This window comes from Mycobacterium sherrisii, assembly GCF_002102355.1.
In the GTDB taxonomy this organism is placed as follows: Bacteria; Actinomycetota; Actinomycetes; order Mycobacteriales; family Mycobacteriaceae; genus Mycobacterium; species Mycobacterium sherrisii.
This window is the reverse complement of sequence record NZ_LQPT01000037.1, coordinates 1-13,188: the sequence shown is the minus strand read 5'-3', so window position 1 is coordinate 13,188 and position 13,188 is coordinate 1. Positions and strand designations below refer to the sequence as shown.

Below are 13,188 nucleotides of genomic sequence, written 5' to 3'. Positions count from 1 at the left end.
ACGGGCAGAAGGTGCAGACCGCGGGCAGCAACATGGCCAGCACCGACAGCGCCGTCGGGTCCAGCTGGGCCTGACACTCTTAACTTCAGGCGCGGCAGCACACCCATTTTTCGGTGTGCTGCCGCGTCCTGCGGTTTCCGTGCGCAACGATATTTTGCATAACGATATTCGAGGTACTGATGGACCAGCAGAGCACTCGCACCGACATCACCGTTAACGTCGACGGCTTTTGGATGCTCCAGGCACTCCTGGACATTCGGCATGTCGCGCCGGAATTGCGGTGCCGTCCATACGTATCCACCGACAGCAATGACTGGCTGAACAATCACCCCGGCATGGCAGTGATGCGCGAGCAGGGCATTGTCGTCGGCGACGAAGTACACGAGGAAGTGGCGGCGCGGATGCGCGTGCTGGCCGCCCCAGACCTCGAAGTCATCGCACTGCTGTCCCGGGGCAAGCTGCTTTACGGCGTTGTCGATGACGAAAATCAGCCCCCGGGCTCCCGCGATATCCCAGACAACGAATTCCGGGTGGTCCTGGCGCGCCGCGGCCAGCATTGGGTTTCCGCGGTGCGGGTTGGCGCCGACATCACCGTCGACGACGTCGCCGTCGCGGACAGTGCCTCGATCGCCGCGCTCGTGCTCGACGGTTTGGAGTCGATCCACCACGCCGAGCCGGCGGCCATCAACGCCGTCAACGTCCCCCTGGACGACATGCTGGAAGCCACCAAGTCCTGGCAGGAGTCCGGCTTCAACGTGTTCTCCGGCGGAGACCTGCGCCGGATGGGAATCAGCGCCGCAACCGTCGCCGCACTGGGACAAGCCCTGTCCGACCCGGCCGCCGAGGTTGCTGTCTATGCGCGGCAATACCGCGACGACGCAAAAGGCCCCAGCGCCTCGGTGCTGTCATTAAAGGATGGTTCGGGCGGTCGTATCGCGCTTTATCAACAAGCGCGGACCGCCGGCTCGGGGGAGGCCTGGCTGGCCATCTGCCCGGCCACCCCGCAACTTGTGCAAGTAGGTGTCAAAACCGTGCTCGACACCCTGCCTTACGGCGAGTGGAAGACCCACAGCAGGGTCTGATCGATGTCAATTGTTAAGCGCTGTAACGCTTTTGAATTCAACGTGCGGGGGCGCCGCAAAGGCGTCATACTGCTCTAAGAATCTGCGGCAAACACAAAAGTCAATGTCACCGGAATCATCAATCGCGAGGCGGACTAAATGGAATTGGAAAAGGTCGAACTACTACTTTCCGGCGACTCGGTGAGTATGTCGACACCCCCCTCCACGCGACTGGCGACCCGGGTCCATACATTCATCACGACAGGGGGTGCAGCCCGATGACTGCGGTAGCTGACGCACCACAGACTGACCTCGAGGGAATCTCCCAACCGCGGGCAGTCGTAGTCGGTGTCATGGCCGGCGAGGGCATCCAGATCGGCGTTTTGCTCGACGCCAACGCCCCGGTCTCGGTGATGACCGACCCGCTGCTCAAGGTCGTCAACGGCCGGCTGCGCGAGCTCGGCGAGACGCCGTTGGAGGCCACCGGCCGCGGCAAATGGGCGCTGTGCCTGGTCGACGGATCACCGCTGCGGGCCACCCAGTCGCTGACCGAGCAGGAAGTGTACGACGGCGACCGGCTGTGGATTCGCTTCATCCCGGACACCGAGAAGCGCTCGCAGGTCATCGAGCACATCTCCACCGCGGTCTCGCAGAACCTCAGCAAGCGGTTCGCCGCGATCGACCCGGTGGTCGCGGTGCAGGTCGGCGCCTCGATGGTGGCCGCCGGTGTGGTCGTCGCCTCGGCCCTGCTGGGCTGGTGGCGCTGGCACCACAACTCGTGGCTGACCACGATCTACGCCGCCGTCATCGCCGCGGTCGTGCTCGGCGTTTCGATGATGCTGCTGATGCGCGCCCAAACGCAAAGCGATCGCCGCGTCGCCGACATCATGCTGGTCAGCAGCCTCGCCCCGTTGGCCGTCGCCGCGGCCGGCGCCCCGCCCGGCGGTGTCGGCTCGCCGCACGCGGTATTGGGATTCGGCGTGCTCACCATCTCCTCGCTGCTGGCCCTGCGGTTCACCGGGCGGCGGCTGGCGTTGTACACCGCTCTTGTCACAATCGGTGTGATCACCACGGTCGCCGCCCTGGCCCGGATGGTCGCGCTGACCAGCGCGGTGACCATGCTGACCACGATCGTGTTGGTGAGCGTGATCGGTTACCAGTGCGCACCCGCGATGTCTCGCCGGCTGTCCGGCATCCGGCTCCCGGTGTTCCCGTCGGCCACCAGCCGCTGGGTATTCGAAGCCCGTCCCGACCTGCCCACCACCGTGGTGCGCAACGACGGCGGCCCGCCCGTCCTGGAGGGACCCGCCTCGGTGCGCGACGTGTTGTTGCAGGCCGAACGTGCCCGCTCGTTCCTGTCCGGACTGCTGATCGGGTTCGGCGTCCTGATGGTGGTCTCGTTGGCCGGTCTGTCGGACCCGCACACCGGACAGCGCTGGCTGCCGCTGCTGCTGGCCGGCTTCTGCGCTGGCTTCCTCATGCTGCGCGGGCGCTCCTACGTGGACCGCTTGCAAGCGATCTCGCTGGCCGGGACGTCGGTGCTGATCGTCGGCGCGGTGGTCGTGCGCTACGCCCTGGAGCTGCAGTCGCCGCTGTCGGTGTCTGTCTGCGTGGCCGTCCTGGTGCTGCTGCCCGCTGCGGGTCTGGTGTCCGCGGCGGTCGTGCCGAACAGCATTTACAGCCCGCTGTTCCGCAAGTTCGTGGAGTGGATCGAGTACGTCTGCCTGATGCCGATCTTCCCGCTTGCGTTGTGGTTGATGAATGTTTATGCGGCAATCCGATACCGGTAACGGCAAGGTGCGGCGTGGTCGCGCGTCTCGTGCGGCCGTCGCCGCGCTGTTGCTCACCTCGGGTGCGCTAGCCGGCCTACCGCCGGCCTACGCAATCTCACCGCCGCAGATCGATCCGGGCGCCGTGCCACCCGACGGCCCGCCCGGACCGCCTGCCCCGATGAAGCAGAATTCGTATTGCACCGAGGTTGGGGTGCTGCCCGGCACCGATTTCAAGCTGCAGCCGAAGTACATGGACATGCTGGATCTGCAGGAGGCCTGGCAATTCGGCCGCGGCGCGGGGATCAAGGTCGCCGTCATCGACACCGGTGTGACCCCGCACCCGAGGTTTCCGCACCTGGTCCCGGGCGGGGACTACATCATGGGCGGTGACGGACTTTCGGATTGCGACGCACACGGCACCATCGTGGCGTCGATGATCGGTGCCGCGCCGGCCAACGGTGCACCGGCGCCGCCGGCGGCTCCTCGCAAACCCGTGACGATCCCGACCACCGAGGCACCGCCGAAGGCGCCGCCGCCGCAGACCGTGACGCTCTCGCCGCTACCCCAAACCGTGACGATGGTGCCCGCGCCGCCTCCCGAACAAAATCAGCTGGGGCTACCGCCGTGGGTGCCCGCCCCGCCGCCGCAACAACCCCCGGCGGCGGCCCCCGGGGCCCCGGGCGCGCCCGCCGAGCCGGCACCTGGCGCACCGGCCGCACCACCCGCTCCCGCTGGCCCGCCCGCGCCGGGCCCGGGTAATGCCGGGGCGGCCAGCTTCGGCGGCGGCACGGTGACCATCCCGAACTACTCAGGTCGCGGCCAGGTGGTCCACGTCGGCAATCCGCAACCGTTAGCACCCGCACCCGCCGCGCCGCCCCCTCCCGGGCCGGTGCCGGACGCCTACAGCGGTATCGCCCCGGACGTCGACATCATTTCGATCCGGCAATCCAGTCAGGCGTTCGGTTTGAAGGATGCCTACACCGGCGACGAGGACCCGCAGACCGCCGCGAAGATCTCGGGCGTCCAGACGATGGCCCGCGCGATCGTGCACGCCGCCAACATGGGGGCGTCGGTGATCAACATTTCCGACGTGACCTGCATGAGCGCCCGCAACATCATCGACCAGCGGGCGCTGGGGGCGGCGGTGCGCTACGCGGCGGTCGACAAGAACGCCGTGATCGTCGCCGCCGCGGGGGACACCAGCAAACGCGACTGCAAGCAGAACCCGGCGTTCGACCCGCTGAAGCCGAAGGACCCGCGCGACTGGAACGCCGTCACCACGGTGGTGACACCGTCCTGGTTCAGCGACTACGTGCTGACCGTCGGCGCCGTCGACGCCGAGGGCCGTCCGCAGACCCAGGGCGGTCAGGGCCAGGCGCCGTCGAGCGTCGCGGGCCCCTGGGTGGGGATCGCCGCACCCGGCAGCGACGTGGTCGGCCTCTCGCCCCGCGACGACGGCCTGATCAACGCCATTGACGGGCCGGACAACTCACTGCTCGTCCCCAGCGGCACCAGCTTCTCGGCCGCGATCGTGTCCGGGGTGGCGGCGCTGGTGCGTGCCAGGTATCCGCAGTTGTCGGCCTACCAGGTGATCAACCGGCTGGAGCGCACCGCCCGGGCGCCGGCGCGCGGTGTCGACAACCAGATCGGCTACGGCATCGTGGACCCGGTGGCGGCACTGACCTGGGACGTGCCCGATGGGCCGCTGAAACCGCCACAGCAACTGTCGATACCGTTGAACGTGCCGAAGCCGCCGCCGAACCGTGACATGGTCCCGGTGTGGGTGGCCGCCGGGGGACTGACCGGAGCACTACTGATAGGCGGCGCAGTATTTGGTATCGCGACGTTGATGAAGCGCCGCAGGCAGCAGCAATAAGGGCGGAGCAGCAACAGCAATGAAGGCGCAGCGCAGGTTTGGGTTGTCCTTGTCGTGGGCGCGGGTCACGACGGTGTTCTTGATCGTCGTGGCGATCTTGTTGATCGCCAGCCACTGCCCGGAGTCGTGGCAGGGCCAGTACCGCATCGCGTGGTGGGTGGGCGTCGCGATCTCGGCGATCGTCGTGCTGCTGTCGGTGGTCACCCATCACGGCCTCACCGTGACGTCCGGCCTGGCAGGCTGGCTGTGGGACTGGTCCGCCGATCCGGGCAGCACCCTGGCGGCGGGCTGCACCCCCGCGCTGGACCACCAGCGCCGGTTCGGGCGGGACAAGGTCGGCGTCCGCGAGTACGACGGTCGTTTGGTCACCGTGATCGCGCTCGACGACGACGACGCGACGACCCGCCACCGCCCGCGCAGCGCCCCGGGCGCCTCCGTGCTGGTGCGCTCGGTTGCCGCCGGGCTGCGCCAGTTCGATGTTCAACTGGACGGCATCGACATCGTCTCGGTGCAAATGCGTCGCGGCGGCAACGCGGCCGAGTTGTCCAAGCTGGACAAGTTGGGTCCCGAAGAGTGGGGGCTGGTCAGTGAGCAGCCCGCCTCGTACCTGCGCCGGACGTGGCTGGTGCTGCGGATGAACCCGCAAGCCAACGTCGCGGCGGTGGCGGCCCGGGACTCGCTGGCCGCCACGCTGGCCGCCGCCACCGAGCGGCTGGTGCACGACATCGACGCACCGGGCTGCCTGGCCCGGCCGTTGACCGCCGAGGAGATCGCCGAGGTCGACAGCGCGGTGTTGGCCGATCTGGAGCCGACGTGGAGCCGGCCCGGCTGGCGCTACCTCAAGCACTTCAACGGCTTCGCCACCAGCTTCTGGCTGACCCCGTCGGACATCACCTCCGAGACGCTGGACGAGCTGTGGCTGCCCGATGCGGAGGCGACGGTGCTGACGTTGCAGCTCACGTCGGACAACGGCCAGCCGCAGGTCTCGGGCTGGGTCCGCTATCACAGCGACAGCAGGTTGCCCCGCGGGGTGTCGTCCGGACTCAACCGGCTGACCGGCCGTCAGCTGGCCGCCGTGCGCGCCAGCCTGCCCGCCCCGACGAGCCGCCCACTGTTGGTCGTGCCGACCCGAGATCTGCTCGACGACGATGACCTAGTGCTGCAAGTGGGCCAGGCGCGAGAGGGCGCCGAGCGCTCGCTTGCAAGTCCGCTTGCAAATCGATGAGCCGGCCGCAATCAGCGGCGGAGGACGCCCGTAACGCGTTGATCGCCGGGCTGCTGGCGTCGGGAATCTCCGTCAACGGACTGCAACCCAGCCACAACCCGCAGGTGGCCCTGCGCATGTTCACCACGGCCACCACGCTGGATCCGGCGATGTGTGACGCCTGGCTGGCCCGCCTGCTGGCGGACGACCCCAACGTCCTGGACGTGGTTTCGAGGGCGTGGGCGTCGGTCAGCACCTTCGGCTGGGAGACCCGCCGGCTCGGGGTCACCGAAATACAGTTTCACCCCGACGTATCCGACGGGCTGTTCCTGAAGCTGGCGATCCTCAGCGTCGAGTCGCTGGCGTGTGCCTATGCGACGGTGCTCGCCGAAGCGAAGCGGTACCAGGAGGCCGCCGACCTGCTTGACGGCATCGAACCCCGCCAGCCCATCGAGGAAGAGCTCATCGCGTATGTGCGCGGCATCCTGTACTTCCGCACCGGGCGCTGGCCCGACGTGCTCAACCAGTTCCCCGAGGGAAAGATCTGGCGCAATCCCGAGCTGAAGGCCGCGGGAGCGGCGATGGCGACGACGGCGCTGGCGTCGCTCGGGGTTTTCGAGGAGGCGGTGCGCCGCAGCCAGGACGCCATCGAGGCGGATCGGGTGCCGGGCGCGGCGAACGTTGCGCTCTACACCCAGGGCATGTGCCTGCGACATCTCGGACGGGAGGACGAGGCCGTCGAGGTGCTGCGGCGGGTCTATTCGCGGGATCCCAAATTCGCACCGGCTCGCGAAGCTCTCGACAACGCCAATTACCAGCTGATCCTGACCGATCCGGAGACCATCGAGGCCCGAACGGATCCGTGGGACCCGGCCAGCGCGCCGACCCGGGCCCAGACCGAGGCCGCCAAGCACGCCGAAGAGGCAGCGAGGTACCTAGCCGAGGGCGACGCCGAGCTCAACGCCATGCTTGGCATGGAACGCGCGAAGCGGGAAATCAAGCTCATCAAGTCGACGACCAAGGTGAATCTGGCCCGGCAAAAGATGGGCCTGCCGGTACCGGTGACATCGCGCCACACCCTGTTGCTCGGCCCGCCCGGAACCGGAAAGACCTCGGTGGCACGGGCTTTCAGCAAGCAGTTGTGTGGGTTGACGGTGCTGCGCAAGCCGGTGGTGGTGGAGACCAGCCGCACCAAGCTGCTGGGTCGCTACATGGCGGACGCGGAAAAGAACACCGAGGAGATGCTCGAGGGCGCGCTGGGCGGGGCGGTCTTCTTCGACGAGATGCACACCCTGCACGAGAAGGGGTACCAACAGGGCGACCCCTACGGCAACGCCATCATCAACACCTTGCTGCTGTATATGGAGAATCATCGCGACGACCTGGTGGTGTTCGGCGCCGGCTACGCCAAGGCGATGGAAAAGATGCTCGACGTGAACCAGGGGCTGCGGCGCCGGTTTTCGACGGTGATCGAGTTTTTCAGTTACACCCCCGACGAGCTGGTGGCGCTGACCCGCCTGATGGGTCAGGAAAACGACGATGTCATCACCGAGGAAGCAGCCGAGGCGTTGTTGCCCTCGTACACCAAGTTCTATCTTGACGAAAGTTACTCCGAGGATGGCGATTTGATTCGCGGCATCGACACGCTCGGCAACGCCGGCTTCGTGCGAAACGTGGTGGAGAAGGCCCGTGACCACCGTAGTTTTCGTCTCGACGACGAGGATCTCGACGCGGTATTGGCCAGTGAGACCATGGAATTCAGCGAACGCCAGCTGCTGCGCTTCCGCGAGCTGACCCGCGAAGATTTGCTCGACGGGCTCAGCGCGGCGGTGGCGGAGAAGAAGCCCGACTAGGGATTCCAGCAGTTTTCGCGGGTTTTCCGGGGCAACACGACGCCCGCTAGATGAATTCTTGCAAACGCGTCGCAACTAGCTTGACTGGCCGTGTGCGGGGTGCCACGATGTCCGTGCAAGCACCTCGTTAGGTGAGGCTACCATACGGATACAGGCCACTGACCCCAAACGTCGAAAGACGCCCAGGGTCAGGACAGCTCTTCCCGGCTTAAGGGTTGAGCCCAAGTGGCTTCTAGCTTGGGTTAGCTGGATACGCAGTGTGGTGCCAAAGCTCTGACGAGAGGGGTGCGGGAAACGGGCGATTCGGCCCGCCATCCTCACTCCTTCGTGCAAAATTGGCATCACGGTGTGCTCAGGCGTGGAGGGGGTGAGAGCAAAATTAGTCCCTGTCATAGTCCCGACGTTCGATCAATGACGTTTCGTTCGAGCCGACCACGACGCTGCTCACCGTCCGCACCGCGCTATTCACCCGTGTTGCACAAGCGGTACAAGCCCTAGCTGACGTCGCGGCCCGGCTCACCCGCTTCGAGGAGAACTTCGATGAGCTCTGTCGTACAGGCCAATGCCGGGTTGCATGCAACCACCGAGGCAGCGAACACACCGACCATCTGTTAAGCGCCGAGGGAGAACCATGCTGGACTTTGCGGCGTTACCGCCCGAAGTGAATTCGGCCAGACTCTATTCTGGCCCAGGATCAGGACCGCTGCTGGCAGCGGCGGCCGCGTGGAACACACTTGCTGCCGAAATACGTTCGGCAGCAACAGATTACGATTCCGTGATCAGAGAGCTGGTGACTGCCGGCTGGTACGGCCCGTCATCGGCGTCGATGCTCGCCGCCGCGGTGCCCTACCTGACTTGGCTGAACACCACCGCGGCCCAGGCCGAGCAGACCGGCACGCAGGCCAACGCGGCCGCTACCGCTTTCGAGGCGGCGTACTCGATGACCGTGCCGCCGCCGGTGATCGCGGCCAACCGCGCCCTGCTGCTGAACCTGGTGGCCACCAACATCTTCGGCCAGAACACGCCGGCGATTGCGGCCACCGAGGCTCAATACATGGAGATGTGGGCTCAAGACGCCGCCGCGATGAACGGCTACGCCTTGGCCTCGAGTTCGGCGACGCAGATGACCCCGTTCACCTCGCCGCAGACCAACACCTCGCCCGAAGGGGTGACCGACCAGAACCAAGCCGTCAATCAGGCCGTCAACTCGGGCACCGGCAACGCCCGACAGCTGCTGTCTACGTTCTCGACGGAGGACGACCCCCCCAACGCTACGACGGCGCCGGCGCCGGGTGATCTGTATTGGTACCTGACGCAATTCCTGGACGGGAACAACAACACGGCGCTCGGCCAGTTCTTGCAGAGCAACTTCTTTGCCAACTCGGTCCTCAACGGTTCGCTCGCGGGCGGTCCGTTCAATCCGCAAAGCATCGTCGGCACCGTCGAAGGTTTCAACTTCCTGCAGACGGCGGCCACGTCGCTGGGCGGTCTGGACACCTTCGCCACCGGTGCCGAAAGTGCCACCGCCGGCCTGGCCTCGGAAACGGTGGGCTCGGCGGGGCTGGCCTCCGCCTCCGCCGGAGTGGGCAACGCGCACCTGGTCGGTTCGCTGTCGGTGCCGCAGAGCTGGGCCAATGCGGCCGCGATCAGTGCGGGTAACGGGCCTGCTCCGGTCACCGGGCTCAGCGACATCGGGTCATCCGGGACGCCGGCCGCGGGCGGGCCGGGCGGGGTCGCCGCACCGTTGGGCGGTACCGGCCGAAGACTGCGCCGCGCCATCCCCAGGTACGGGTTTCGGCCCGTCGTCATGCCGCGACCGCCGGCCGCCGGATAAGGGACTTCAGGAGAAGATGTCATGCTGAACTTTGGGGCTTTGCCGCCGGAAGTCAATTCGGCGAATATGTATGCCGGACCGGGATCGGGATCATTGCTGGCCGCCGCGGCCGCGTGGAACGCAATCTCGGCTGAAATGCGTTCCGCGGCAGCAAGTTATGAAGCGGTCATCAAATCGCTCGTCAGCGAGGGCTGGCTCGGCCCGGCGTCGGCGAAGATGGCGGCCGCGGTCGAACCGTACGTCGAGTGGATGAGCACCACCGCCGTGAAGGCCGAGCAGGCGGGCACGCAAGCGAACGCGGCCGCGGCCGCCTACGAGGCCGCGTTTGCCGCGACGGTGCCCCCACCTCTCGTCGCCGCGAACCGCACCCTGCTGTCGAACCTGGTGGCCACCAACATCATTGGCCAAAACAGCGCGATGATTGCGGCCACCGAGGCGCAGTACGGCGAGATGTGGGCACAGGACGCTTCCGCGATGACCAGCTACGCCGCCTCGGCGCGGATCGCGACCGAGATGACCCCGTTCAGCCAGCCGCAGTCCGACACCACGACGGACGGAACGCAGCAGCAGTCCAACGCGGTTGTGCGAGCGCTCGACGACTCCGGGTCGACGCTGGCGGCCGGTACGGGCGACAACCCTCTGGCGCCGGGCTCGGGTGATTCCACGACCGGGCTGTCCGGGCTCCTCAACATGCTGAGTAACCAACCCAGCAGTGAGAATCTGTTGGGGGCTTTCCTCAACAACAACAGCGTCTCTGGCCTGTCGAATGCGTTCACCACCAATGGCATTCTCAATCCGACGACCATCGTCGACCCGGCCGCCACCGCCGCCGCGAATGCGGCCGTGGCCGGCGCGAGCACGTCTGGACTGGAGGATCTGTCCGCTGGGCTGAGCAGCGCGGGGCTGGCGTCGGCGACCAGGAGCGTGGCCGGAACCGCAGCCACGGCCGGCCTGGGTCAGGCGAGTCTGGTTGGCAGCCTTTCGGTCCCGCCGTCCTGGGCGGGGACCGGCGCGACGGTCAGCACGGTCGCGGCGACGACTCAGGTCGGCGCTGGGGCCTACCACGGGTTCGGCGCCGCCACCCCGATGGTGATGGAAGAAGCGGGGGCGGTCGGCATGCCGGGGGTGCCGCTAGCGGGCATTCCGGGTTCGCACGAGGACGAATTCGCCGACCCGATCTACGGGTTCCGCCCACGCGTCATCGGGCGCCCGCCGGCGGCTGGGTGATCGAGATGAAGCTGCTCCCGCTGCTGGCAACCGGTGCTGTGCTGATCGGCGTGGCAGCCCCGGCTTACGCCGACTCGGACGACGACGCGTTCCTCGGCTCACTCAAGGACGCGGGCATCACATATCACGACCCGGAACACGCCATCAAAGCCGGCCAGAAGGTGTGCGACCTGGCGAACTCGGGGACGTCAGAGCTCGACATCATCAGGGATATCCGAGATCTCAACCCAGCATTCACCCTGGCCAAAGCCGCCAAGTTCGCCAAGGCCGCCGCCAGCGCGTACTGCCCCGAACGACTGTCCGGCGACAATTAGCCGTCGAGCAGAGTCACCCTAGGTTCGGCAGACCGGCGCGATTGCCGCATTGGCGGTCGCGCCGCTGGCTCCCACTCGCCGTGGGCACTCACAGCAAACCCGCAGATGTCAATAAGTCGGGTGGCAGGTGTGGTGCATACGCTGGGTGAAACTTAGGGGAGCAGATAATGATCGCTGGCTTACAACTGGGCAACGCGAATATCGCCTTTACACCGGTCCCTGCCCGGGCCGCACCACGTGCGGCGCCGAGCGCGTCCCACTGATAGCTGAGCGCTTGCTGGTAGGTGTCGAGCGGCACCGGCCATAGCGGTTCTCGGCGATCGATTCGTCCGGCGACGAATCGAATGCTTATTCGCGATGCAATTACTCATGGCGTCGGCACTACCGTCGTCAAAATAGCGTCAAAATAGCTGCGCGTGCCAATATTTGGATTACGAGCCTGGCCACGCGAGAAGTTTGCGCCTGCGCACATTCTCAGTTCGCTATTAGTTGACATGATCGCGTCAAACCAAGCCATTAGGAGGCGCCCTTCGGAATCTCTGTGCGGTGCGCCTTTGGTAATGGCTGGTGAAGCATTTAAATCCACCGCGACAATTAGCACGAAATTGATCGCGGCCGAGTGCGAAGGACGGCCCGCGGCAGATCGTGACGGTCGCTGCGTCGTGCTTAAGCGCTGTACATGCTGCAGACATATGCGGCGATTCATTAGCTGTCCGAGCATGGCGTCCTCACACCAAGCGGAAGTGTAATGCTATTTATTTTTACAGCTCGATTACTTTGCGGGAACGCGCTGCGAATAATTTCTGGCCATAATCAGCACAACAGTGAGTCGCGAAATTACACAGGGGCACCGCTGATTCTGAGCACTGCGGGATTTGTGGTTAGACACGTGTAATGCGAGGCGCATTCAATGGGTTTTCAATGGGTTTGATTAGAGCCACGGCGCGTTTGCGGCAACGGTCGCAATGCCGCACTTACCATGGCAGCCACCGAGCGGCCACTGAGAGGCATTGAGGGAGTGGAGGTAACAAGATGCTGGACTTTGGGGCTTTGCCGCCGGAGGTTAACTCCGGGCGGATGTATGTGGGGGCGGGGGCGGGGCCGTTGCTGGCGGCGGCGGCGGCCTGGGATGAGTTGGCGGCGGAGTTGCATGCCACCGCGGCCTCGTACGGCTCTGCCATCGAGACTCTGGTGGTCGGGTCATGGAACGGGCCGTCGTCGATCGCGATGGCGGCCGCGGCGGCCCCGTATGTGGAGTGGATGAGTGCGACCGGGGTGCAGGCCGAGCAAGCCGCGGTGCAGGCCAAGCTGGCCGCCGGGGCGTATGAGGCCGCGTTTGCCGCGACCGTGCCCCCGCCGATCATCGCGGCCAACCGCTCCTTGCTGGCCACGCTGATCGCCACCAACATCTTGGGCCAAAACACTCCGGCGATCGCGGCCACCGAGGCCGATTACGCGGAGATGTGGGCCCAAGATGCGGGGGCCATGTATGGCTATGCCGCCTCCTCGGCCACCGCCTCCCAGCTGGTGGCATTCACCGAACCACCGCAGACCACCAACGGTGCCGCCACCCAAACCCAAGCCGCCGCGGTCGCCCAGTCCACGGGCACCTCCAGCGGCAACACCGCGGCAACCCTGTCCCACCTCGCCCTGACCAGCGGAGCCCAGACACTGGCCAGTGGCCAAAACGCGGGCGCGTCCACGGCCGCGTCGTCGACGGGGTTGACGGTGCCCTCGGCCATCACCAACTGGAACACCTTCTGGTCGGCCATCACCGGGGTGTATTCGCCGCAGTCCTGGTCGACCATTCCGGGCGGGCCGTTCCTGTCGTTCGGCCAGGCCTACGCCTGGGGCCAGAACGGACAGGGCGCGGCGGCGTATCTGGCCGGGCCGAAGGCGATTTCGGGTGCTTTGGCCCCGCTGACGCAGGGAGCGGCCATCACGCCGATGCTCAGCTCTGCCGTTGAGGGGGTTCCGGTGTCGGGGTCGATGGGCAAGGCCGCCTTGGTGGGCAGCATGTCGGTGCCCCAGGGCTGGACCGAGGCCG

General features: G+C 66.4%; 9 protein-coding genes, 1 pseudogene and 1 riboswitch. All 10 genes and pseudogenes read left to right on the top strand.

The genetic code is table 11. The annotated features are described in order from the left end of the window. Positions 1-74: pseudogene (locus tag AWC25_RS26430) on the top strand (type VII secretion protein EsxI); the annotation flags it as partial. A 105-nt stretch (positions 75-179) separates the two neighbouring features. Next, positions 180-1,082, top strand: a complete 903-nt coding sequence (locus tag AWC25_RS06760; protein WP_044511756.1) for an ESX secretion-associated protein EspG — start codon at positions 180-182, stop codon at positions 1,080-1,082. 257 nt (positions 1,083-1,339) lie between these two features. Beyond that, positions 1,340-2,851 carry a type VII secretion integral membrane protein EccD gene (eccD, locus tag AWC25_RS06755; RefSeq protein ID WP_069403005.1) on the top strand — a complete coding sequence of 504 codons (1,512 nt, stop codon included), beginning with the start codon at positions 1,340-1,342 and terminating at the stop codon, positions 2,849-2,851. Then, positions 2,829-4,709 carry a type VII secretion-associated serine protease mycosin gene (locus AWC25_RS06750; RefSeq protein ID WP_085166531.1) on the top strand — a complete coding sequence of 627 codons (1,881 nt, stop codon included), beginning with the start codon at positions 2,829-2,831 and terminating at the stop codon, positions 4,707-4,709. The genes eccD and AWC25_RS06750 overlap by 23 nt, the downstream gene beginning before the upstream one ends. A gap of 19 nt (positions 4,710-4,728) precedes the next feature. Further along, entirely contained in the window at positions 4,729-5,934 is a 1,206-nt protein-coding gene (gene eccE, locus AWC25_RS06745; protein WP_069403003.1) for a type VII secretion protein EccE, read from the top strand. Then, positions 5,931-7,766: a type VII secretion AAA-ATPase EccA gene (gene eccA / locus AWC25_RS06740; RefSeq protein WP_069403002.1), complete on the top strand. Its 1,836-nt coding sequence runs from the start codon at positions 5,931-5,933 to the stop codon at positions 7,764-7,766. The genes eccE and eccA overlap by 4 nt, the downstream gene beginning before the upstream one ends. 116 nt (positions 7,767-7,882) lie before the next feature. Continuing rightward, a riboswitch (M-box (ykoK) riboswitch) is annotated at positions 7,883-8,058 on the top strand. Between the two features lie 339 nt (positions 8,059-8,397). After that, positions 8,398-9,600, top strand: coding sequence for a PPE family protein (locus tag AWC25_RS06735; RefSeq protein WP_069403001.1), 1,203 nt, complete (start codon positions 8,398-8,400; stop codon positions 9,598-9,600). 21 nt (positions 9,601-9,621) lie between these two features. Continuing rightward, a complete protein-coding gene (locus AWC25_RS06730) occupies positions 9,622-10,827 on the top strand; it encodes a PPE family protein (RefSeq protein WP_069403000.1) in 1,206 nt (401 codons plus the stop codon). Between the two features lie 5 nt (positions 10,828-10,832). Then, positions 10,833-11,141 (top strand): DUF732 domain-containing protein, encoded by a 309-nt coding sequence (locus AWC25_RS06725; protein WP_069403006.1) that lies wholly within the window; start codon positions 10,833-10,835, stop codon positions 11,139-11,141. Between the two features lie 1,032 nt (positions 11,142-12,173). Next, a partial coding sequence (locus AWC25_RS06720) for a PPE family protein (protein WP_085166532.1) occupies positions 12,174-13,188 on the top strand: 1,015 nt, incomplete at its 3' end.